This window comes from Salinispirillum marinum, assembly GCF_042650105.1.
GTDB lineage: Bacteria > Pseudomonadota > Gammaproteobacteria > Pseudomonadales > Natronospirillaceae > Salinispirillum > Salinispirillum marinum.
This window is the reverse complement of sequence record NZ_JBHSAL010000005.1, coordinates 183,626-207,165: the sequence shown is the minus strand read 5'-3', so window position 1 is coordinate 207,165 and position 23,540 is coordinate 183,626. Positions and strand designations below refer to the sequence as shown.

Below are 23,540 nucleotides of genomic sequence, written 5' to 3'. Positions count from 1 at the left end.
GTTTGCCGCAGTCTCAACTCTGAGGCCATAGCTCATGTTCAATAAAATCATCGTTCAGACCGTGCGTCGTCTTTTTATTGCCGTCTGGGTGCCGGGTGCGTTCCTGCTGGCCGGTTGTAATCCAGGTACGCCGGATCAAGAGGCGGTGCGCTCGTTTGTCACCACGGGCAACGCGACCGCACTTAGTGCATCCGAGTTCAATGCGTTAACGCCCGAGCAGCAATATGCCGTAGCCAATAAGTTGTATGCCACCTTTTATCGCGGTATTCCCGTCGACGAGTTCTTTGATATTCAAGCCGAAGGCAGTATGACGAATCTGGTGCGTCGGCAGCCCAATTTCCTAGCGGATACGCGTCAGGCATTGAATCGAAATCTAAGCCCAGATGCGCGTTTGTCATTAAAGCAGGAAATTGGCCTCTTTTCGGATGACACGCCAATTTATGGGGATGACGATTTGTTCCAGTTTACAACAAACCGGAATGCCAACACCACGACCTTACCCCGGCAAATCCCCCTCGCGCAAATTGTTGAGTTTCCCATCTCGCGTGATCTCTACATTGAATGGATGACCTATTTCCTCGCCAACACCATTATGTTTTCACCGGCGCTGGAGATGGAGAGTACCGACGCTAAAGATGCGACTTTTGTGTATAACTTTTTGCGTAACAACATCCGCAACGGCGTAACCGTGCAGAATACGGTACGGGCTTTTTTAGGCACCCAGTCGCGCTGGCGAGTTTCACGCTCGGCGGAAAACCACGCACTGGAAGCCTATGAGTTATATCTTGGATTGTTTGATACGGAAGAAGATTCGCGGAAAGGGGGCATTGCCTGTCGGGACTGGAAGCTCACATCGGAATCTGAGCAGTACCAAATGATGCGCTCCGGCGAGCCCAATACAGAGTATCAACGCATTCTTGATAACTATTATGTGCGAGACTGTGCCGACCTCTACAACGTCATCGTTTCACACCCCTTGTTCATTCCTCGCGTGACCGAAGTCATTAGCAATTATTTCTTTGCTGAAATGGATGCTGCAACACGGCAGAACTTTGTGCGTGATGTGGTGGCGGCCAATCCGCAAACGTTCGAAGACATTTTTACAGCCATCCTGTTCTCGCGGGAATACTTGTTGAACAGCGAACGTCCCATGTGGTTTGAGGAAAACTTTTTCGGCACCTTGCATCGTTTGCGTTGGTCCGTTGACCGAAATCAAGGAAACCTGGGAGGACGAGTGCTTCGGGAGTTAACGGAATATTCTTGGTCCCCCTTGTATATGCGCAATATGGGCAATGCCACCATGGAATACAAAATTGGCCGTACGCCAAATGTGCCGATGGATGCCATGAGCTTTTCTTCGCAAACCAAAGCCATGCGGGAGCAGGTGTTGGTGAACAATCAGAATGGCTGGCGTGGCGGTGATTACAGCAACAATACCAAAGGTTTTAGAGGCTTGTTGTACGATACCGCCGCCCGAGAAAATACACCTGGAGAATTGAGTACTGTTCGGCGTCCAGAGGTCGTGCAAATGACGGCGGCGGAGTTTGTCGACTACTTGTTTATGTCTAGTCTGCGTCGCAGAGCCACTGACGATGAACAATCTGCCTTGATCGATCTCATGCGAAATGAAGATGATGGCGATGGTTTAAATTTGTTTTATACAAATGATCTTGGGGTTCTGACGTTGCGCCCGAATAACAATTGGGTCATCAACGACGCGACCCAAGTTGTCTTTGACTATGTTTCCCGATTGCCGGAATTCTACTATCACCGCAGCGTCAGTGCAGGAGGTGTTTGATGAACCGTCGTAGTTTTTTACGTAATCTCGCACTGGCACCGGTTTTACCCAGTGCGTTGAGCTTATCCATGCTCAGTCAACGTGCAGCCGCCGCCGGGTTGAATTATGAAGCGATCAATTTTACTGCACCGGCGGTGATGCCGCAGATCATCAATATTTTCTTATATGGTGGGGCGTCGGAGCTGGCCGGGAACATCACCAATATTGCCGACATCAATACGAATTCTGAAAACAGCTACACCGCAGCCTTTGGTAGCGGAATGCTGGAAAACCGTGACAGCGATACCGATGTCAATAACGGGAATAATCCACAGATCACACCCTACGGTTTTTGGGCCAGAGCTGGCGGTACTTTCATGGAAGATATGATCGCCTCCGGTGATATGAGCGTTTACCGTACCCTGCACCGTCGCAAAAACGGTACGCGCTCACATCGCGAAGCCATCTTTATTAACCAAAAAGGTGCGTTAGATGTCGAGAATGCACCGGGTTTGGGTACACGGTTGGCGTTAATGCTGTACACGAATCGCAATACTTTGGCGTCCAGTAATTGCACCTTGGCGGATGGGCGGCGGATAGGCGATACATCAGAATTTGAACAGGGCTTGCTCAGCTTGCCGTTGCCTTTTGTCTCCTTTGAAGGCCAAACCACAGCATTCGCCCAAGACCCTAGCCTGCAAACACCCTTTGCCCTGCGCGACTTGTCACTCAACACGAATTTCGATAATCCTTATTCACGTAGTAAAAGCTTTAATGATTCCGCTATTGATACGATGGTGAATGATCGCATTGATCAATTGGTGGCGAATTTGTCCGGACAAACGGCGTATGCACAACGCTTCCAAAAAGCCGTGTCGGGCTTTGAAGCACGCGCTACCATGGCCAATTTGGTCGGTGATCTCAGTGATGCGCGGGATGCCGAGTTGCCGCTTGTCGCTGATGTTGGTGATCCCGATCGCAATGCAGATACCGGGCGCTTGGTGTACCCCAATACCAACTTTGCCAGCCAAGTGCGAGCCGCCGTCACCTTGGCGATTCATAACCCGTCCACCCTATATGTTTCTGTCGGTACGCCCGGCTTGGGTGGCTGGGATGACCACAACAACGCGATTGACCGCTATCGTAATCGGATGCGCGATATGATGCATGCGTTGCGGGTAGCAGCCAAACACATACGTCTCATGAACAACAGCACCATTGTATCGGGCAATACCCGCCGCACCGATAATATTATCATTAACGTCTGGGGCGACTTTGGTCGTTTGGTCAATCTGAACAACTCCATGGGCTGGGATCACGCGAACAACCAAAACCTGTACACCATTGGCGGCGCGGGTATTCGTCCTGGGGGCAGTGCCGCTTTGGGTAAAGTGGTAGGAACCACAGAGCGTACCGGACGCACCAAGACCAACAACCAATACACCCAGCCCACCAGTGACAGTTATGAATGCGAACCCATGAGCGTTGCAGCGTCGATGTACCAGTATTTTGGGGCACAGAACCCGCAGGTTATGACGGCAGATTCCGTCTATAATCCGTCCGGCGATGTGCCGATGGATGAGACGGTGGCCGGTATCTCCCCACTTTTCTAGTGGGGAAGAACCTCTTTTTCTCAAGCTGGCGAGGTCTCAATAAAAGGCTCAGAGGCGAAAATCTGGCTAGGCAAAAATAATTGAGGAAGCGGAGTTTACTGTCTGTAAATATTCGCTACGCTCACCCTTCGGGCCGACCATGGTCGTTCTGGCAAGCCAGTGAGCATTTTGAGTCCATTTTTAACAACGCCAGATTGAGAAAAAAGGGTTTCTAACGGTTTTCGAGGCCAACGCTGATGATAATCGCCTGATTCCGCTCATGCGTCGCATCTTGAAACTCTTGATGATAGTAGGAAATACGGGGCAGCAGATTGCCCCAATCGGCGATGGGCACGTTTAAACGCACGCCCGCACTGTAGCTCTGCATTTGCCCCAGCCGGCTGTCGGCACTGGCAAAATCGGGCATGTCGGCCCCAGGTTCAAGGGCATGCAGGTAGAAGTCAGCGGCGGTTTGTGCATGTACACGAGCAAAGGGTTCAAAATAACGCCCGCCACTGCCGCCTAAAAGAATGCGATAGCTGCCGTCCACGGTCAGCGAGTTGACGCCCCAGTCATCCATGTACCATCGAGCACTACCACCGAGGATATTCCCACCCGACTGCCGTTGCCGTAGGCTGCTGTACACCGCCGTCCGCCGTCGTTCATCTGGGCGACCCTCATAATAGCGCTCCTGCTCAACACCCTCGTTGGCTTGGCTAAACACCTTATACGGGTCCGTGTGGTAGCCCAGCGAATGGGTGTAGGTGAGGTTAAGTTGTGCCACCGTGGTGCGATTCACCACCTGAGTAATGCCAACCAAACTGCTGAAGGTGTTCCTTCGTCCGGCGTCATAGAAGATCGCGTCATCCACATTGGAGAGCGGCTCTGGGGTGAAACCATCGCGCTTGGCGTTGGTGTCGGCCTCAAAACCGCCACCCAAGGATACGGTGGTTTGACGGTTGTTGAGGTCTAAGCTGGCTTTTAGGCTACCGCCAAGTGCCGTAAAATCACTTTCGACCGAGGCATACCCGCCATAGGCCACGCGAAAGTTTCGGGTGTAGGTTTGTTCCCAATTGGTGTCTACCGACAGGCGGGTATCACTAAATTGTGCGTAGGCTGTGCCTTGTCCGGAGACATCGAACCCACCGCCGGAGGTGCCGGTGCTGGTTACAACGCTGGAGCCGTCAATTGCGCCGGTCGGTGTTGCTCCGCTCATGGTGTCCAGCGCGACGCCCACCTGAATGATGGCATCATCATTGATTTGCCCACGGATGTTGGCAATGTAGGATTGCACGGTAACGCGATCACGCTCGCGGTAGTCCAAATAGGTGATGTTGGTTTTCCAGTCATTGGCGAAGGTTTGTGCGGTGGCTGCATCACCCAGCAATGACGTGGTGGCCAAAGCCAGCATGGCTTTTATGCTGGCGTGGTCAGTTGCAGCCACAACCGCCTCCGCCCACACCGGAACCACCGGTCGCGGCTTCTTTACTGAAATGAATGTGGTTATCGACGTAGGTTTCAACGGGGTGTCCGTCTATTTCCATGCCGGGTTGTGCCAGCGCGCCGCGCTCCCATACGGGCACCGTTGTACAGCCGGTAGCGACGATAAGCGCGCCGCTTAATAACCAAAGAATGTGCCGACTCATCAGAGTTTTCCTGCTGCGGTTAAGGCTTCTACGATGCGGGCTTCTGTGCCTTCGCGATCGCCCAGACGGAAGCCAATTTTGGTGTAAATGATTTGACCACGATGATCCACCAAATAGGCTGTTGGCATGCCCTCAACCCCAAAGACGGGCGGTAGGGCCGCTGCATGGTCATAAACAATTTGGAAATCGGCCGGTATACGGTCCAAGAATTTTTGCGCATCCGCGAGGGTTTCATCAACGTTCACGGCCAGAATGCGAAAACCCCGATCTTTGTAGCGCGCATGCAATTCGTTCATGAACGGAAATGACTGGCGGCACGGGCCACACCATGAAGCCCAGAAGTCGATGTACAGGACGTCGCCGCGTAACTCGCTGAGCGCCACCCGCTGTCCGCTTTCCTGGTCGATAAAACTGAAATTGGGTACCGGTTGCGCTTGCACCTGGCCGGTAATGCTCAAGAGTACAACGGCTATTAACCCTGCGATGGTGTGTTGGATTCTGCGCATGGTACTTCTTCGCATGGTACTTCCTCGCTTAACGTAATGGCTTGCATGATACCCGACTCGTCGCGTCAAGAAAGTGATGCAGTGCACAAATATGAGTTACAAAAAGAGTTGATCCAGCCCAAGGTCGGATTCCAGTGCCAACCCATCCAGTGACCGGTTCACCACATTGAGCCCCGAATTGCTTTGGGTGGCCCAATCGGCGATGGCCTTGTGCAGATGCTCTATGGTGGTTCGACCGATGATTTCAGGGCTGGGTTCGGTGGCCATACGTTCAATTTCATCGCTCGGGAACATCTCGCCATAAACCCCGGTGCGGACGCCTTGACCAATCACCAGCATGGTATTGCCTCGACCATGGTCGGTGCCGAAATCAAAATTGCTTTTGATTTGCCGCCCGAATTCGCCATTGATGACCAATAACGTGTTCTGCTTGGCGGTGCTGTCTAGTTGATCAAACAGGGTATGCAGGCCTTTGTTGTGGCCAAACAGGTCGATGAAGTTCTTTTCAATCATGGCTTTTTGGCCGTCGTGACTGTCCCAGCCGCCCATGTCAATGGACGCTACGCGCAAGTCCAGCGCCGTGCTGCCGTAATTCAACATGTCATGCAAGGTGCGCATTTGGCGGGCAAAGTCGCCGTTATTGAGCCATGTGTCCGCAGGGGTTTCCAATACGGCTTGACCATTCAGTGCATCGGCCAGGTCTTCACCTACCCGGCGTAATGTCCGTTCATGGTCGATGACGCGTTCTATGCGATGATTCACCGTTGCGCGCTGGCCGAGGCCCTGATAATAACTGCTCATGGCGCGCGACATGTGGGCATTCCAATGGAATTCGTGCTTGCTCTCGCCAGCAGGTATCCAGGTCAGTTCATCTTCACCAATCGCAATGCTGCGGTGATCAAACAAACCTGCTGTCCGGGCATCTAGAATGGTCAACGGGTTGTCGGTGGGAGAGCGTTCATTCGAGCCGGTACTTTCCGGCATGTAGCATAGGTTGCGCGGCGTTCGCGTGAGTGAAATCACCCGACCATTCAACGCATCGGCCAAGCGTCCACCCCAACCGGAACGGCCATATTCATCGGCTAGGGCATCATGCCGACCGTAATCCATCGCTAGCAGCGAATGCACATGGTCACGTGAAGCGGAGCCGACAACGTTGCAGATGACTGCCACGCCAACGCCGGTATTGCTGGAGAGTTGATCGATCAGCCACCCGGCTTCACTGAATACGCGAAATAATTGGCCGTCTACCTCAACGTCGCTATAGCGTGCGCGTAAAGTGCTGTAATTGCCGTTCGGGTCTGCATCACCACGGGCAATATGCGCGCGGTGATTGTGTTGCCAAAACGCGGTTTCGTACGCTGTGTTGTCGGGATGGGGAACAAACAGGTGCCGAAAATCGGGGCCACCGTCCAGTGTGAGTTGAACCACGCTGCGTTGTGCCAATGGGGTAGCGAACGCCCTAGAGGAAAGCAGTGCGCTGGTAGCCCCCAAACTGCCCAGTGCCAGCCGACTACCCAATGCCGAGGAGAAGCTGGTTTTTAAAAAATCGCGGCGGTTCATCAGCGACCCTCCTGATAGAACATATAGGGAGTGGACACGATGAAATTAATGGCATTGCCGACGCGCTGTGCCATGTCCACCAGTTGGTCTTGCTCCGTTGCATTGGGTGACGTGCTGCTGGGCAACAATGGAATGCGGTGCTCTGCCAAGGTTACATAGGCGTCGTGCAAGTAGCCACCGGAGTCCAGGTCGTTGTCGGTGATCACCGTCTCCCATGCGATGCCGGTGTCGCTTTTGCCCGGTAAGTTGGGGTATTCGCGGCGCAGATACCAATGCAGATCACGGTGCTGGTTGCTGGCCAGTAGGGCATACACGTGAGCACGTTCCAACGTGCCGAAATGTTTTAAACCATCACCAATGAAGCGTTGCCACAGCCATTCGCCCAGTTGCTCGGTGGTGTAACCTGCGTTGCTGGCGGGTTCGGGCAGGACTGGCCGCCAGTCTTTGTACCATACGCGGCTACCGTTCACTTCGTATTCGGCACGCGCCCAGCGCCAACTGTTTTCCACCACGAAATTGAAAATGCGCATGAAATAGTCGCTGTTTTTGTAGGCATCCAATCCCGTTTGTCCACCAAAGACATTGTGGTGCGGTTCAAAGACTTGGAAGCCGTGATTCCAAAATTCCCAGTCCAAGTCATACAGGCGGTAGCCATTGGGCGCCGTCCAGATATCGTCGTTGGTGAGTACAATGCTGTTGGCGACGCTGAGGGTGCGGTCGAACACATTAAAGTATTTGATTCGCTCGGGTGAGTGGAAGTCGGTGCTGATGGCGTAGCCACGCAAAAAGGTGATGAGATCATGCTTATCTTGATTAACCAGTGACGCCCAATAAGTACGAATACGATCTTGGGCATCATCCTTGTTGAGAATTTCGTCGTCGGCTAGCCATTGCACAATCATGATGGGCAGATTGCGCAGACTCTGCGGATGTTGGATAGCGAGAGGGCCCAGCTGATGGAGTTTTTCGCTGGCTGTCTGGCCGGAGATGGTGTGTCCAAGAATTTCCAAATCCGCAGTGTGGTGGCTATCTTGGTTGAAAGATAGTGTCCTGCTGGCAGGTTCATTCCAAGCACCGTTTGTGCGCATGCCGGTTAATAGCCGAGCCATATTTTTGATGCTGGTCGTCTCATGGTATTCAGACGTGAAGTTATCCGGCGTTTGTGGATTCGGGCCGCTGGTTAAGATACCGAAATACAGTTGGAAGTATTCGCGCGCAAAGTTTTCGTTACCCCAAAAGTGCCAGACGCCTTGGCCGTCTTGCCAGGCACCATTCCATTGGTGATTGTACTGTACCGCTACGGCGGCACTGCTGGCTGCGATCGTGATCAGTTCATCGAAGGTTTTTCCGGCGGCTACGGCATTCATTAAATCGTCGTAGTACTGTACCGTTTGCCAGTTGTTCACGTTGGCATTGCGGCTGACCGCCATATGGTAGTTCGTTAAATAAAGACCCAGTTTTTGGCGTACGGGATTTAAGCCACGTGCTTGGGTGGCTTGGATCCAGAGGCGAGTCGGCGAGCCCCAAGCATCATTGCCTTCCAGTCGATAACGCGTTTGCACATTGCGCAATGGGTTGGCTGGGTGATTTCCACCCCAATAATCGCTCATTCCCTGCAGGGTTCCGGTAGGTCCAATGTGGCGGTGGTCTTCAATAGGCGATAGCAGAGGATGATGTTCGCCAGCGTACAAGATTTCGGCAATAGCGGCTTTTGGGGACATGTTGGCCCATGTGCGGATTTGGGCGTCGCTGGTGTGCCCGCCACCAAAAGCGAACACCTGCAGTACACGTTTGACGGCATGTTCATCCCACAGCGTATCCGATATGGCTTCGAGGCCAGTCAAGGCAGGCTGGGTGGCGGCAAGCTCTGCCCCATTGAGACTCTGGGAGGCCGGTGCTAAATCCGGATAACTTGTGTCCGTCACTTTAGTGGGCTTTTCCGGCATACAGCCCATCGCCAGCGCGCAGCAGCCTGAGGCCAAAAGTTGATACCAACGCCAAGTCATGTCCTTACCCTTAGAAACAATATGGATTCATTATAGAAGCAATGCAGGGCTAAGAATGTTACGTTTTTAGAATGAAAACATAAAAAAAGATGATATTTTGACGTAATTTTTCGAAAGCTACGCCATATCTTTGTCGCGTCAAGGATTTTGGCCAGAATTCCCGCTGTTCATGTCCTAGTCCTGCCGCTATACTCCCCGCCTATGTCAATGCCTGATTGTTAGGGCGAGTTGCAATCGACGTTTTACAACGACATTGGAACAGCCCAAGGGAAACCAGTGAAAGTCTGGTGCTGCCCCCGCAACGGTAATTGAGGATACAGATATAGTACAGGCCACTGCATGTTAATGTGGGAAGGTTATATCTGGTGAGTGTTGATGCACTCTGCCTCTCAGCCCGGAGACCGAACATTTCAGGTATTTGCCACGAAGCGGTGGGCTATCGTTGGTGAGTGAAATTCTATGCGGAACCTGTTCTGTGTTCTGCCTGCTTTCTCTCGTGCCTGCCTTTAACTCGTATTCTTGAGTTCAAGGAATCTTTCATGCGTTATTTAGTTCTCTCTTCAGGGCTGCTGTGCTCAGCTGTTCTTGCGCAAGATGTTTCAACTTTAAACCCGCTGGTGGTCACCGCCACACGCTTTCCTGTTGTTTGGGAAAGCGCGCCAACCGGTGTAACGGTGCTCGACGGTGAGCGTTTGCGCCAGCAAGGTTATACCTCTGTTGAATCGGCTTTGGCGGGTAGCGGCGCGTTGTACAGCGCCAGTACCGGTGGTGAAGTACAATTCGGTATGCGTGGCGTGGCTCCTGGCAGTAGTAATCTGTTGGTGATGGTGGATGGCCAAAAAATCAATCAAAACGATACATCCGCCATACATTTGTCGGGGTTGTCCTTGCAGAATGTTGAACGAATAGAGGTTATACGTTCCAGCGGCGGTGTGATTTACGGTGATCAAGCGGTCGCGGGTGCCATCAATATCATTACGACATCACCGGATACCATCCGTTTATCGACCTGGCTGCGGGAAGACGGGCAATTGAGTGGCTCTGTACAAGTGCCATTGCAGATTGCTTCTGACGTAGATGTGTCGGTGGGCGCAGAGTACGATCAATACACCGGTTTTCGAGACAACAGTGGACGTGAGAACTTGATGGCTTTCTCCGAGCTAGCATGGAAATCCGATGCGGCAACGCTGCGTTGGCGCAGCGAGTATACGGACAGTACGGTTCGCTATGCGGGTGCGTTGTCATTAGCGCAGGTAGATGATGACCCGTCGCAAGCGACGACGCCGGATGAATGGCAACAGAATAGAACCTGGTCGCACCGTTTGAATACGACGTGGTCGAGCAGTGCGGCACTATCAACCGAACTCGATGTTTTTTATCGTGATAATCAGTATGAGGCCTTCATTTTCTCCTCTGACAGCGAATTCTCCCGGCAAACTCTGGGTGCTAATCCGCGTGTCCGTTGGCAGCCCAGTGCTTTTTCATTCGTAAATGCCACGTTCGGCGCGGATCTGATTCGAGCAGATCTGGAATACAGCTTTAATGATAGAACCATGGAACAGTGGCAATATGCGGGTTACATAGATACTAGCGTAGCGGTAACACCTTCGATCACCATTTCAGGTGGGGCGCGTTATGCGCTTACGGATGAAGAGCTGACGGACTCCGCGATGTACCCGACTGGTGAGTCCTTATCGCAAGAAGCGGTGGCGTTGGCGCTGGGTGCAGAGTGGCAGCGTGGTGAGTTTCTGGCGAGTGTGGATTGGGCGCAAAATTTTCGCTTCGCAAAAGTGGATGAGCAGGCCTATACCGATGTCAGTGTTCTTGGCCTCAAGCCACAAACGGGGCAGTCCATAGAAGCCGCTTTGGCGTGGCGCACTGCCTACCGTGACCTTGAAATTCAGGTCTTTCATTTAACGTTAGAAGACGAAATATTCTTTGACTCAACGGCCAATGGTCCGGGCAGTTTCTCAGGAGCGAATGTCAACGGAGCGGCGTCGACGCGTATCGGTGCGCATGCGCACTGGCAAGAAGAATGGACGCATGCTTTGTGGACAAGGTTGAGTGCGGATTACGTTAGAGCGACATTTTCTGAGGGCGCTAACGACGGCAAAACGATTCCGGGAGTGCCAGAGTGGTTTGCTGCCGCGCAGTTCGGTGTTCGCCCCATCAGTGGATTGTCGTTGGTAACCGATGTTCGCTATCGTGGTGAGCAATTTCTCTCGGGCGACAACGCCAATGCCAGTGCGCCGCTGGACGGCTATGCGTTGGTGGATGCCAGTGTGAATTATCAATTGCCTGTGGCTGCCGACCTTAGTGTGATGGCCAGAGTGAACAACGTACTGGATCAAGCCTACTTTTTGTCAGCCGCCAGTTGGGGCGCCTACTTTCCGGGTGACGGACGGAATGGTTTGATACGGTTAGATTATCGGTTTTAGTCGCTGAACAGCTCGACCAAGCCTCAGATAAGGTGTGCTTGGTCGAGCTAGGGTTTGTGGCCTTAGAACCGCATCCCAACACCCAAATAAGAACTACTGCCCGGGTGCTGACCGCCTTCAACGAACAACACAGTGCGGTTGACGTTAAAGCGATAGCCGATCTCGCCGGATACACCAAAGTCGGAGCCGGGCAAAATTTGCGCGCCCAAGCCGAGGCCGCCATAGAGGTAGTTCGAGCTGTTTAAAAAGAAGGCTAGGTTGAGGCCGATGTCCGCTGCCATGGTGAAGTTGCTGTCGCTAACGCCACCGCCTAATTCACCATCCAAGAGCAAGCCTAAACCACTGCGGCGCAGGCCATCGGCTTGAATCGGGGCGGTATAGCTGAAAATACCACCGATTCCGCCACCATAAGAACCAACCATCACGCCGGTAGAGGCTTGATTGGTGCGAATATTGACCTGCGCGTGGGCTGCCGCGGTGAGGCTCAGAGCGAGCATGGCGATTAATAATTTCTTCATCGAGTGATTCCTGTATTGCTTGGTTGTTCGCAAGTGCGTAATGAGTAGACCCTATGGCGCGTCATGGCGCAATGGGGAATTGCTCGTTGGTGCGACAATTGTGGCACATCGCACTTGATACGTGAACAGCATGACAAGCGGATGAAAGATGCATTGCGTGCGCGCAATGGGTAAACTAGGCGGCCCCTAAAACAGCCGGTAGCCTAGGCATGCGCGTTGCGGATTTTGATTTTGATTTGCCCAATGAACTCATAGCACGTTTTCCCACCCCAGAACGGACTGGCAGCCGATTGTTGCAGCTCGACGGTACGACCGGTGCCATGAAGCACGGACAATTCCGTGAGGTATTGGATATCCTCCAACCGGGTGATTTGTTGGTGCTGAACAATACCCGTGTGATTCCTGCTCGTCTGTTTGGTCAGAAGGTCAGCGGCGGTAAGGTTGAGATACTCATTGAGCGCATGATAGACGACCGATCGGCGTTGGCGCATGTTCGTTCCAGTCGTTCGCCCAAACCTGGCTCGGCATTGTTGTTGGAGCAGGGCGGAGAAGTACAGGTAACAGGGCGGCGTGAAGCCTTGTTTGAGCTGTGCTTGGCGCCGGGATTAAATTGGCTGTCTGTCTTGCACCAACAAGGCCATATCCCTTTGCCGCCATACATTGACCGGGAAGATCAACAGTCCGACCGGGAACGCTACCAGACGGTTTATGCGCAAGTGGAAGGTGCCGTTGCAGCACCCACAGCGGGTTTGCATTTTGATGAGCCGTTATTGCAAGCATTGCGTGACAAGGGCATTGAACAAACCTTTGTGACCTTGCATGTCGGGGCGGGGACTTTCCAACCGGTTAAGGTAGATAAGGTCGAAGACCATGTGATGCACGCCGAATATATTGAGGTCGGGGCAGACACGGTGGCGGCGGTGCGGGCGTGTAAAGCGCGTGGAGGTCGTGTGGTGGCGGTGGGCACCACCTGTGTGCGCAGCTTGGAAAGTGCAGCGCAATCGGGCGAAATACAACCGTTTCAAGGCGATTCCAGTATCTTTATCTACCCTGGTTATCAATATCAGGTGGTGGATGCCTTGATCACCAATTTCCATTTGCCGCAATCGACGCTATTGATGTTGGTCAGCGCCTTGGCCGGTAAAGAACACATCATGGCAGCCTATGCCGCTGCCATTGCCGAACGTTACCGATTTTTCAGTTACGGGGATGCCATGTTCATCACCCGCACGCAGGAGATTACGCCGTGAGCCGCGAATGCTTTATGAATTTCACTCTGCACAAAACCGACGGCAAAGCACGACGCGGCACCTTGGATTTTCCGCGTGGTCAAGTTGAAACCCCATGTTTTATGCCGGTTGGCACCTATGGCACGGTCAAGGGGATGCTGCCGCGTGATATCGTGGAAACCGGCGCCCAGATCATTCTTGGTAATACGTTCCATTTGATGCTGCGGCCGGGAACGGCCGTCATTCAGGAACATGGCGATCTACACGACTTTAACGGCTGGCAAGGACCTATTCTGACCGATAGCGGTGGCTTTCAGGTGTTCAGTTTGGGTGAGATGCGCAAAATCAGCGAAAAAGGTGTGGTGTTTAAGTCACCCGTGGACGGTGCTCGGGTAGAATTGACGCCGGAAAAGGCCATGCAAGTGCAGCGTGAACTGGGCTCCGACATTGTGATGATTTTTGATGAGTGCACGCCCTATCCGGCGACGCAGGATGAAGCACGCAAGTCGATGGAGTTGTCACTGCGCTGGGCCCAACGCAGCAAAGATGCGCATGGCGATAACCCCGCCGCCTTATTTGGCATTATTCAGGGCGGTATGTACACCGAGTTACGCCAACGGTCGCTGGCCGGGCTGACCGGGATTGGCTTTGATGGGTATGCCATTGGTGGCTTGTCAGTGGGTGAACCGAAAGATGAAATGATGCATGTGTTGGATGGCATTACGCATGAGATGCCCGCTGATAAGCCAAGATACTTGATGGGTGTGGGTACACCGGAAGACTTGGTCGAGTCAGTGCTGCGCGGCGTGGATATGTTTGACTGCGTTATGCCCACGCGCAACGCTCGCAACGGCCATTTATTCACCACTGAAGGTGTGGTGAAAATTCGCAACGCCGTGCATCGGCACGACACCGGGCCGTTGGACCCGGAGTGCGACTGCTACACCTGTAAGAATTTTTCGCGCAGTTATCTGCATCATTTGGATAAATGCAAAGAAATGCTTGGCGCGCAGTTGAATACGATTCACAACCTGCGCTACTACCAACGCTTGATGGCGGGTTTGCGTCAGGCAATTGAATCGGGTACTTTGTCGGCCTTTGTCTCTGAGTTCTACGCTAAACGGGGCCAGATACCGCCTACTTTGGGGTAATTGCCCTAGGTAGGGTTTAATTTCCGCGATTTGCCCAAATACAGGTGAATTGCAGGGCAAGACTTAATCATTAGGAGTATATGCATGAAAACGTTATTGACAGTGGTAGCGATGTTGGCCTTAGCAGTACCGGGCACCGCCATGGCCGCAGCGGCAGGTTCACCCAGCCCAATCCCTTCTTTTATTATGCTGGGTCTGTTTGTACTGATTTTTTACTTTTTGCTGTGGCGTCCGCAAGCGAAGAAGCAAAAAGAGCATAAAGCGTTGATGGAAAGCCTGAGCAAAGGCGACGAAATTGTTACCGTGGGCGGCTTGGCCGGTAAGATCACCAAAGTCAGCGACGACTTTGTGGTGGCTGAAGTAGCCGAAGGCGTTGAATTGAAATTCCAACGCAGTGCGGTCGCTGCGACCTTGGTTAAAGGCACCTTAAAGCAACTTTAAGCCCCCGCCTCATACGTGGCCCGGATATCCCGGGCCTTGTTTTTTCATAGGATCGTCCGATGCTCAACCGATACCCACTCTGGAAATATTGCCTCGTCGCCGTCGTGGTGGCGTTGGGGATACTCTACAGTTTGCCTAATCTGTACCGCGCCGATTATGCCGTACAAATCACCGCGTCATCCGCCAATGCCGCCGTTACTACGAGTGTAGAAGAGCGTGCATTGAGAACCCTTGAGGATGCGCAAATTCCCGTGCGCCTAGCCGAGCGCAACGACAGCACGGGTTTATTGATCCGTTTAGCCAATGCCGAAGATCAATTAGTGGCTCGGTCCTTAGTTCAGCAAGCGTTGGGCGATGACTACATTGCCGCCCTCAACCGTGCGGATACAACGCCGGGCTGGCTTAAAGCCATGGGCGCCCGCCCCCTCAGTTTGGGGCTTGACTTGAGCGGCGGCGTACACTTCCTAATGGAAGTCGATATGCCAACCTATATCGCCGACCGCTTGGACGATTATGAAGCCGCGTTGCGTCGCCAGTTCCGTGACGAAAACATCCGTTATGCCGCCGTCAATGTTGACGGTGATAGGGCTGTGGTGGCCAGCTTCCGTACCACCGAAGATCGCACCGCCGGAGAAAATTACATTCGGCAGAATTTTCCCGAATTCGAGCGCAGTACCAGCACCAGTGGTGCGTTGTTCCAGCTGCGTATGACCCTGTCGGATGCGCGGATTATTGAATTCGAAGACTATGCCATTGAGCAAAACCTCACCACGCTGAGCAGCCGTGTCAATGAGTTGGGTGTTGCCGAGCCTTTGGTGCAGCGCCAAGGGCGTGATCGCATTGTCGTAGAGTTGCCGGGCGTGCAAGACACGGCGACCGCAAAACGGGTACTGGGCACGGCGGCAGAGCTGGAGTTCCGTCTTGAAGCTCGGCCCGGTGCTTCGCCATTAGAAGTGCAGCGCTTCCCGACGCGTGACAACGCCGGTGGTGCACCCTTTGCGGATTTGAGCACCGATGTGATTGTAACGGGTACCAACGTGACCAACGCGCGTGCCGACTACGACGAAAACGGATTGCCGCAAGTATCGGTGAGCTTAAACAGCTCCGGTGGTACGAATATGATGCGGGTGACGCGTAACAACGTGGGCCAGCGCATGGGTGCCCTGTTCATCGAATACAAAACTGTGACCAGTTACCGCACCGTTAACGGAGAGCGGATAGCTGAGTATGAAAATGTCGAAGAGCGTAGCGTAATCAGCTTGGCCACCATTCAAAGTGCTTTTGGGCCATCGTTCCGTATTACCGGCATGCGGTCCCCTGCTGAGGCTGCCGAGCTCGCGCTGTTGCTGCGCGCCGGGGCATTGGCCGCACCTATGTACTTCGTTGAAGAACGTACCATTGGGCCGAGCTTGGGCGCCGACAACATACGCTTGGGTGTCACATCCGTTATTATCGGTTTGCTGGGCGTCGTGGTGTTCATGGTGCTGTGGTATCGCACCTTTGGTTTATTGGCGAATCTCGCGCTCAGCGTCAACGTGGTCTTGATTGTGGCCATTATGTCGTTATTGGGTGCAACTCTGACCTTGCCCGGTATTGCCGGTATTGTACTGACCATCGGTATGGCGGTGGATGCCAACGTACTGATTTTCTCGCGGATACGTGAAGAGCTGAACAATGGTGAGTCGCCGCAGTCGGCCATCTCGGCAGGCTTTGATCGTGCCTTTACCACCATTTTTGATGCGAACCTGACCACGTTGATTGTTGCCGTTATTTTATTTGCGGTCGGTACCGGCGCGGTTAAAGGATTTGCCGTCACCCTGTCGGTAGGCATTCTAACGTCTATGTTCACCGCTATTGTGGTAACACGCAGTTTGGTCAATTTGTTCTACGGTGGCCGTACATTGAAATCGGTACCTATTTGGGAGGTCTGGTCATGGCAGAAGTAGCCGAGAAAAATAATGCCATGAAAGTCATTCCTTTCATGTCCAAGCGCATGTTGGCCTTGGCGTTTTCCGGGCTGTTGATGCTGGCTTCCGTCGGTTCCTTGGTTGTCCAAGGGCTGAATTTTGGTCTGGACTTTACCGGTGGTACCTTGGTGGAGTTGGGCTACAGTGAACCGGCAGATTTGAACCAGGTCCGTGAGGTGCTGGCCCGCGAAGGTTTTGAAGAAGCTCGTGTGCAATATTTTGGCACTGAACGCGAAGTGATGATTCGGTTGCGTGTGGACGATAACCCGCAGTTGGGTGATCAAATTCTGGCCTTGATGCAGGCTGAAACCAGCAGCGATGTGTCCTTGCGCCGCAGTGAGTTTGTCGGACCCGCGGTTGGTGAAGAGCTTCGTGACAAAGGTGGCTTGGGGATGATTCTTGCCCTGGCTGTGGTGATGGTCTATGTCGCGTTACGCTTTCAATATAAGTTCGCGGTGGGCGCGGTGGTGGCGTTGATTCACGACGTGATCATTGTGGTCGGTGTGTTTTCGTTCTTTCAGTTGAATTTTGACCTGACGGTACTGGCTGCGGTTCTGGCGGTGGTCGGTTATTCATTGAACGACAGTATCGTGGTGGCGGATCGGATTCGGGAGAATTTCCGCAGTGTCCGGCGCGATGATACGCTGTACATTGTGGACCTGTCCTTGACTCAAACCCTTGGGCGAACCATGGTGACATCGGGTACGACGGCTTTGGTACTGGTTGCCTTACTGGTCTTTGGCGGTGAGCTGATTCGCATGTTCAGCTTGGCGTTGTTGATTGGTATTGTGGTGGGTACGTATTCATCGGTGTATATCTCAGCCGCCGTGCTGGCGCAGATGAATTTGTCGAAAGCCGATATGATGCGACCCGAAAAGAAAGAGGTCGAGACGGAAGAGGATGTGCCGGATTGGCTAAAAGAGTAAAAGGGTTTTAAAGACCCTCTTTCTCAATCTGGGGCGTTGTTAAAAAAGTTCTCAAACTGCTCGATTACTGAAGTAAACTGCGCGTTCTCGAACTTTTTTGCCGCGCCAGCTTTTCGCCTAAGGGGCTTTAAAATCCCTTTTGGCTGGCCCCTTTTTATTTAGCTGGCTTTCTTTTGTATCGATGTGCCAAGGCGTGCATAGTGCTCCGGCTTAAAGGGCATGACAATGGAGCCGGTTGCCCCACGGGCCACCCAGTCATGGAATTCTTCGGCCAAGCGTTCACCGGATGAAACCGCTTTACGCCAATAGGCCATTCGATCTTGATCCGTCATCCGTTGAAAATCCCTTCGATCCGGTAGCTTACCGTGTGGCAATTTCTCAATGAACTCAGGCGATGGCGTAATCAACACAACATCTTGATAGTGCTGTTCATTCACTTTGCGCCAATGCAACGACTTATCGAACCAGCCCGGTTTTAACATCGGGGCAAAGTGGGGATAGAGCACCACACCATCGGGCGTGTTGAAGGGCAGGTCGAAATGGTAGTCCACCATGCCGCCATCGCGGTACACGCCGGCCGAACAACCGGGAATATTTTCCACACCGGCTAAAGCCAACGGGATGGCACCCGATGCCATCAGCGCCGGTAGCACATTACTGTGCGTTAACTTGCTGACGGTGGTGTGGAAGTCACTGAAATGATCAACGGGCAGCGTGCCGGGTTCACTTTGTACAATGTGTCGGTCGAAGTGCCAGCGCAGGGTCTTGCGGGAGGCCAAATTGCCGGTGGCTACCCAGGCGAACGCCAGCGCTTGACGTAAGCGACGTTCGTCAGCGGTGGCGCCTTTGCAGCGCGCCGTGATGATGTTCAGCGGCCGATTGGCTTGCATGCTGTACTCATCACCCAACACCTCAAGCAGCATGGCTTCACACTGGGCGGATACGTGTTGTGGTGATGCGCCCTTGGCAAAGCGCTGCTGCAGATACGCCTCTTCCAGTCGTTTTAGCGCCCCCACCGGGTCGGCGGCCGCATGACATGCCATGCGCCAAGCACCAATGGAAGATCCAACCAATTGAATGTTGCGCGTATTCTGCGGTAGGAAGCTGCGCGCCAACTCACGGTCTAAATGGCTTAAAACAAACCATTTAGGGCCGCCAGAGGCCCCTAAAACGGCGCGTACATCAGTCGCTCGCAAGCCACGCTCGCGAATACGCTGATAGGCGCGTTGACCAGCAACAATTTGCAGTGCATGCATCCGTTCGGCTCCTGTGATGAATGCCTGTTGGGCTTACGCCTGTTGGGCGTTCTCGCGCAGGGCTTGAACGGTGGCTTTAAATAGCCGGGGGTTCGCGCTGACTAAGTGGCCATGGTTACCGGTCAAGGGTGCGCCGGATAAGTTTCCGGTTACTGCGCCCGCTTCGGTCGCCAGCAATTGTGCCGTCGCCATCTCCAACGCCGAGAGTCCATTAAGCACCACCACGTCGAGCTTGCCCGCTGCCATATCCGCGATATCCAACAAAGCACAGCCGCTGATGCGTGTTTCCGCACAGGCAGCAGACAATTGCACGAAGGTTTCCGGTTGCCGCATGTCGCCACCAAAAAAAGCGCGCGCCAAGCGGTCGACTTGTTGGGTACGCACTCGACGGCCATTGACTTGCAAGCCACGGCCACGCGATACCATGATTTCCAAATTCAAAAACGGGAACACTAAACACGCGTGTTCCATACGTTTTTTGTGCCATTGCGTAATCAATACGCCGCAGCCTGGTAGACCTCGGGTGTAATTGGTTTGGCCAAGCAGAACGTCCACATCCCAATGAATATCAGGCTCAGCGTCACGAACCTCAAAGGTTCCCGTTTGCTGGCAGGTCACGGTATGGGTGGGGTGGGCGTTGTGCAATACCGTAAAAGCGCGCTTGGCAGCCCCTACGTGCAGGCCTTGCAGCGTGGCATCGACGCTGCCCGCTTCTTCGGTTAGAGTAGCCCAGTGTTCACGTGTGTAAACCAGTTTTTCAGAAGCAGCATGGGCTGCTCTTAATGCAATATTAAGAGTAGGATGCATGGTAGCTGTTCAGCCCCTGTATAATTGAGAATGTTAAAAAGCACAGAACCGCGAATTCTAACAGAAAACCAACGCTAAGGGAGAGTAACTTTGCTCAGTTCGTCTCATTGGTCACGCGTACGAATGGTGATGGTGGAAACCTCACTGTCCGCCAATTTAGGCGCGGCGGCTCGGGCCATGAAAACGATGGGGCTAACACGGTTGGTGGCGGTAAATCCGCAGCAGGACCCGTTGACAGAAGAAGCGTTAGCACGCGCCTCCGGGGCGGATGACGTGTTGCAACAAATGCACGTGGTTAACACCTTGGACGATGCCTTAGCGGGTTGCTCGTTGGTGGTCGGTACCAGCGCCCGTGATCGCGCTTTGCCGTGGCCCATGTTGACCCCGCGCGAGCTGCCGCAAACCTTGGCCAGTGTGGATGCCGACGACGATGTCGCAATTCTCTTCGGTCGAGAGCGCAGCGGCCTCACGAATGAGGAGTTGGCGCGCTGTCACTATCATGTGCACATTCCCGCCAATCCGGATTACAGCTCACTCAATATTGCGGCGGCGGTGCAGGTGATTGCGTACGAATTGCGCATGGCGACCATGGCTGTCGAGGCGTTAGAGGTAGAGGCGCGGCCGAGGGCTAAAGCGGAGGATCTCGAAGGTTTTTTTCTGCACCTGCAAGCAATGTTGGTTGATATTGACTTTGCCGACCCCAATAACCTACGTCAGCTCATGTTGAAGTTGCGCCGCTTTTATATGCGCGGTCAGCCAGAGCCCACCGAATTGAATATTTTGCGGGGCATTGTCAGTCAAACGCAAAAAACCCTGAAACGAGGCGACCATGTTTAAGACCGTGCGGGAAGACATTGCCAGTGTATTCGACCGCGATCCAGCAGCGCGCAATACCTTTGAAGTTCTGACCACCTATCCGGGCCTGCATGCGGTGATGTTCCATCGTTTGGCGCACAAACTATGGCAACTGAAATTCAAGTGGCTGGCGCGGTTTCTCTCGACCTTTGCCCGTTGGGTCACTGGCATTGAGATTCATCCGGGTGCAACCATCGGGCGGCGATTCTTCATTGATCATGGTATGGGTATTGTAATTGGTGAGACGGCAGAGATCGGTGACGATGTGACCATTTATCAGGGGGTCACCTTGGGTGGCACGTCTTGGCAGAAAGGCAAGCGTCACCCGACGCTGGAAGATGGCGTGGTGGTGGGTGCAGGCGCAAAAGTACTGGGGCCTTTTACGGTCGGAGCCAATGCACGTATCGGGTCGAATTCCGTGGTGACCAAAGCTGTACCTGCCGGAGCCACCGTGGTGGGTGTGCCCGGTCGGGTAATCAAGGGTCCGAGCCATGCAATTGACCCAGAGCACAAACGACAAGCCATCGCCGAAAAAATAGGCTTTGATGCGTACGGGGTTTCCGATATGCCCGACCCTATTGCGCAGGCCATAAGAGCCTTATTAGACCACATGCACGCCGTGGACGAGCGCATGAATGGTATGTGCGGCACGTTGCAGCGTTTGGATAAAAGCTTTAAAAATCAAGAGATACCAGAGTTGGATGATCACGACTTTGAAGTGGTCGCGGAAGCTCAGAAAGCCTGTCCGGATAATTCCCCTAAGTTGTAGTCATACGTCGCATTTCATACTAACATGACGACGTTGAGCTTGGCGTACCGAAGGATCAGTGATGAGTGGTGCGCCATCACAACCTGTTAAATTGGACACAAGGAAGCAAAACAATGCAACTCTCACCTCGACAAGAGCAGGTCCTTATTGCTCTGCAAGGCGGTTACGCCAACGACGACATCGCACAGATGTTGGACATTTCCTCCCATACCGTGAAGTACCACTGTCGCCAACTGTACAGGCGTTATGGCGTCAGTAATCGGTTTGAGCTTATGGCTAAACTGGTCCAGCGGACATCCGCTCTCCGGTTGAAAACTCTGCAATAGCAACATCGAGTTATACGATCTGTGACTTTCAAGACATCACGAGGCGACCCGTGACACTATATGGTCGTCTTCGGGCGACCTTTTTTATGTGCCTTGGGTCAGTTACTATACCGCCCCCGCTTTTACCGACAGTTTGTAGCTCCGGACTTACGCTCCGGTTCGCTAGAGGAATGTATGATATGGCCGAGCAAGATAAGCCGCAGATCGTGGTCTGCGCATTGTATAAATTTGTAACACTAATCGAACACACACAGTATCGTCAGCCGTTGCTGGATTTTATGGAGGCGAACGGTATTCGTGGAACCCTGTTGCTGGCCACGGAAGGCATCAATGGCACCGTAGCCGGTTCGCGTGCAGCCATTGACGCACTGCAAGGTTGGTTTGCCGAGCGCCCGGCGTTTCAGGGGATTGATTACAAAGAATCACTGTCCGACAACCAGCCGTTCTACCGCACCAAAGTTAAATTGAAGAAAGAGATCGTAACTCTGGGCGTTGAGGGTATTGATCCCCAGCGTGTGGTCGGAACCTACGTGCAGCCGAAAGAATGGAACGCGTTGATTTCGGATCCTGAAGTCTTGCTCATTGACACCCGGAATGATTACGAGGTCGGTATCGGTACATTTAAAGGGGCGATCAATCCTAAAACCGAAAGCTTCCGTGAGTTCCCTGACTACGTAAAAACCCATCTGGACCCTCTGAAACACAAGAAAGTCGCCATGTTTTGTACCGGCGGTATTCGCTGTGAGAAGAGTACGGCGTATTTAAAAGAGCAGGGATTTGACGAGGTGTACCATTTACAGGGCGGCATTCTAAAGTATTTGGAAGAGGTGCCGGAGCGGGAGTCGCTTTGGCAAGGCGAGTGTTTTGTGTTTGATAATCGGGTGACCGTGAACCACGCGCTGTTACCCGGTGACTACCAATTATGCGCTGGATGCCGCGCGCCCTTATCGGCCGATGACCGCGCTAGTCCGCATTTTGTGCGTGGGGTAGAATGTCCGCATTGCTATGACAAGCATACTCCGGAGCAGCGGCGGCGTTACGAAGAACGAGAGAAACAGTTGCAGTTGGCGAAGGCGCGAGGCGAGGCTCACTTAGGCGCCGATGCGGTGCGCGCGGCGGCAGAACGTAAGGCGGCAAAGGCTGCCAGAGCGGCAGCTCGGCAAGTTGACGGTTCTGCGTTAAGTTAGGTGTTAGCCCCGCGGCAGCGGGGCTTTTGTTCAGCCTGATTAGGTGCGTTAAACCAATTTATGCCGGGCAATGTTTGACAGTTTCGGGTTGGCTTGTTTATTGGCCTTATAGAGCAAAGTTATTTTACCGATGCGGGTGACTTCTTCACACTGTGTCTGCGCGATCAAGTAATCGACGATGGCTTGTCGATCATCGCGCTCGCCAGCGGCCAATTTTACCTTGATGAGTTCGTGATCGTGCAAAGCGCGGCGCAATTCCTCCAGGACGGTTTCCGTAATGCCGTTTGAACCGATGGTGACAATGGGTTTGAGCGCATGGCCGATGCCGCGAAAGCGCTTTTTTTGGTCGTTCGATAAAGCCATGGAAGTGTATGCCTATGGTGAATTGCAGTGGTAAATGAAATAATCGCCCAGTTTACCGGCAATCGCTGCCAATTCCGAGCGCCAATGGTCTTATTGTGGTTGTTAAAGCGTATACAGTGGATGCCAATGTCAAACTAGCGCAAATGCTTGGCCGAGATACGGCTGCTGGCGCTAAGCTGTGGGCTTGTAAAAAGGCAAAAGGGCCCCACATACCACA

General features: G+C 53.2%; 21 protein-coding genes and 1 riboswitch. Of the genes, 12 read left to right on the top strand and 9 right to left on the bottom strand.

The window, feature by feature from the left end; genetic code table 11:
• Positions 1-34: 34 nt before the first annotated feature.
• Together ACFOSD_RS14410 and ACFOSD_RS14405 are read left to right on the top strand one after the other, a co-directional pair.
• Complete coding sequence (locus ACFOSD_RS14410) at positions 35-1,798, top strand: hypothetical protein (protein WP_380697781.1); 1,764 nt, start codon at positions 35-37, stop codon at positions 1,796-1,798.
• Entirely contained in the window at positions 1,798-3,390 is a 1,593-nt protein-coding gene (locus ACFOSD_RS14405; protein WP_380697779.1) for a DUF1501 domain-containing protein, read from the top strand. Before ACFOSD_RS14410 ends, ACFOSD_RS14405 begins: the two co-directional genes overlap by 1 nt.
• Positions 3,391-3,601: 211 nt before the next feature.
• Here ACFOSD_RS14405 and ACFOSD_RS14400 read toward each other — a convergent pair whose 3' ends face one another.
• The 5 genes from ACFOSD_RS14400 to ACFOSD_RS14380 form a co-directional block, all read right to left on the bottom strand.
• Entirely contained in the window at positions 3,602-4,813 is a 1,212-nt protein-coding gene (locus ACFOSD_RS14400) for a DUF3570 domain-containing protein (protein WP_380697777.1), read from the bottom strand.
• The gene (locus ACFOSD_RS14395) at positions 4,800-5,015 is read right to left on the bottom strand and encodes a DUF4266 domain-containing protein (protein WP_380697775.1); all 216 of its coding nucleotides are present in this window, start codon (positions 5,013-5,015) and stop codon (positions 4,800-4,802) included. The genes ACFOSD_RS14400 and ACFOSD_RS14395 overlap by 14 nt, the downstream gene beginning before the upstream one ends.
• Entirely contained in the window at positions 5,015-5,521 is a 507-nt protein-coding gene (locus tag ACFOSD_RS14390) for a TlpA family protein disulfide reductase (RefSeq protein WP_380707488.1), read from the bottom strand. Before ACFOSD_RS14390 ends, ACFOSD_RS14395 begins: the two co-directional genes overlap by 1 nt.
• Positions 5,522-5,617: 96 nt before the next feature.
• Complete coding sequence (locus ACFOSD_RS14385) at positions 5,618-7,084, bottom strand: DUF1501 domain-containing protein (RefSeq protein WP_380697771.1); 1,467 nt, start codon at positions 7,082-7,084, stop codon at positions 5,618-5,620.
• Positions 7,084-9,090 (bottom strand): DUF1800 family protein, encoded by a 2,007-nt coding sequence (locus tag ACFOSD_RS14380; protein ID WP_380697769.1) that lies wholly within the window; start codon positions 9,088-9,090, stop codon positions 7,084-7,086. The genes ACFOSD_RS14385 and ACFOSD_RS14380 overlap by 1 nt, the downstream gene beginning before the upstream one ends.
• A 267-nt stretch (positions 9,091-9,357) precedes the next feature.
• Positions 9,358-9,493: riboswitch (cobalamin riboswitch) on the top strand.
• 136 nt (positions 9,494-9,629) lie between these two features.
• Here ACFOSD_RS14380 and ACFOSD_RS14375 point away from each other — a divergent pair.
• A complete protein-coding gene (locus ACFOSD_RS14375; protein ID WP_380697767.1) occupies positions 9,630-11,528 on the top strand; it encodes a TonB-dependent receptor domain-containing protein in 1,899 nt (632 codons plus the stop codon).
• Between the two features lie 62 nt (positions 11,529-11,590).
• On the opposite strand, the gene ACFOSD_RS14370 is transcribed toward ACFOSD_RS14375, so the two are convergent.
• Positions 11,591-12,046 (bottom strand): hypothetical protein, encoded by a 456-nt coding sequence (locus ACFOSD_RS14370; protein WP_380697765.1) that lies wholly within the window; start codon positions 12,044-12,046, stop codon positions 11,591-11,593.
• Positions 12,047-12,255: 209 nt separating this feature from the next.
• Between ACFOSD_RS14370 and queA the strand changes: the two genes are divergently transcribed.
• The 5 genes from queA (at position 12,256) to secF (ending at position 17,760) form a co-directional block, all read left to right on the top strand.
• Complete coding sequence (gene queA, locus ACFOSD_RS14365) at positions 12,256-13,296, top strand: tRNA preQ1(34) S-adenosylmethionine ribosyltransferase-isomerase QueA (RefSeq protein ID WP_380697763.1); 1,041 nt, start codon at positions 12,256-12,258, stop codon at positions 13,294-13,296.
• A 14-nt stretch (positions 13,297-13,310) separates the two neighbouring features.
• A complete protein-coding gene (gene tgt, locus ACFOSD_RS14360) occupies positions 13,311-14,426 on the top strand; it encodes a tRNA guanosine(34) transglycosylase Tgt (RefSeq protein WP_449329105.1) in 1,116 nt (371 codons plus the stop codon).
• Positions 14,427-14,510: 84 nt separating this feature from the next.
• Positions 14,511-14,867, top strand: a complete 357-nt coding sequence (gene yajC, locus ACFOSD_RS14355; RefSeq protein ID WP_449329102.1) for a preprotein translocase subunit YajC — start codon at positions 14,511-14,513, stop codon at positions 14,865-14,867.
• Positions 14,868-14,926: 59 nt separating this feature from the next.
• Positions 14,927-16,813: a protein translocase subunit SecD gene (gene secD / locus ACFOSD_RS14350; protein ID WP_380697759.1), complete on the top strand. Its 1,887-nt coding sequence runs from the start codon at positions 14,927-14,929 to the stop codon at positions 16,811-16,813.
• The gene (secF, locus tag ACFOSD_RS14345) at positions 16,801-17,760 is read left to right on the top strand and encodes a protein translocase subunit SecF (protein WP_380697757.1); all 960 of its coding nucleotides are present in this window, start codon (positions 16,801-16,803) and stop codon (positions 17,758-17,760) included. The genes secD and secF overlap by 13 nt, the downstream gene beginning before the upstream one ends.
• Positions 17,761-17,918: 158 nt before the next feature.
• Here secF and ACFOSD_RS14340 read toward each other — a convergent pair whose 3' ends face one another.
• Both ACFOSD_RS14340 and ACFOSD_RS14335 read right to left on the bottom strand, forming a co-directional pair.
• Positions 17,919-19,016, bottom strand: a complete 1,098-nt coding sequence (locus ACFOSD_RS14340; protein WP_380697755.1) for a patatin-like phospholipase family protein — start codon at positions 19,014-19,016, stop codon at positions 17,919-17,921.
• A gap of 33 nt (positions 19,017-19,049) precedes the next feature.
• Entirely contained in the window at positions 19,050-19,823 is a 774-nt protein-coding gene (locus ACFOSD_RS14335; protein ID WP_380697753.1) for an inositol monophosphatase family protein, read from the bottom strand.
• A 90-nt stretch (positions 19,824-19,913) separates the two neighbouring features.
• On the opposite strand from ACFOSD_RS14335, the gene trmJ reads away from it, so the two are divergent.
• The 4 genes from trmJ to trhO all read left to right on the top strand — a co-directional run bounded on the left by trmJ (position 19,914) and on the right by trhO (position 22,960).
• Positions 19,914-20,660, top strand: coding sequence for a tRNA (cytosine(32)/uridine(32)-2'-O)-methyltransferase TrmJ (gene trmJ, locus ACFOSD_RS14330; protein WP_380697751.1), 747 nt, complete (start codon positions 19,914-19,916; stop codon positions 20,658-20,660).
• Positions 20,653-21,447, top strand: a complete 795-nt coding sequence (gene cysE, locus ACFOSD_RS14325; RefSeq protein ID WP_380697749.1) for a serine O-acetyltransferase — start codon at positions 20,653-20,655, stop codon at positions 21,445-21,447. The genes trmJ and cysE overlap by 8 nt, the downstream gene beginning before the upstream one ends.
• A 113-nt stretch (positions 21,448-21,560) precedes the next feature.
• Positions 21,561-21,773 (top strand): response regulator transcription factor, encoded by a 213-nt coding sequence (locus ACFOSD_RS14320; RefSeq protein WP_380697747.1) that lies wholly within the window; start codon positions 21,561-21,563, stop codon positions 21,771-21,773.
• Positions 21,774-21,952: 179 nt separating this feature from the next.
• Entirely contained in the window at positions 21,953-22,960 is a 1,008-nt protein-coding gene (gene trhO, locus ACFOSD_RS14315; RefSeq protein WP_380697745.1) for an oxygen-dependent tRNA uridine(34) hydroxylase TrhO, read from the top strand.
• A 48-nt stretch (positions 22,961-23,008) separates the two neighbouring features.
• On the opposite strand, the gene yhbY is transcribed toward trhO, so the two are convergent.
• A complete protein-coding gene (gene yhbY, locus ACFOSD_RS14310) occupies positions 23,009-23,323 on the bottom strand; it encodes a ribosome assembly RNA-binding protein YhbY (protein WP_380697743.1) in 315 nt (104 codons plus the stop codon).
• Between the last annotated feature and the right edge of the window lie 217 nt (positions 23,324-23,540).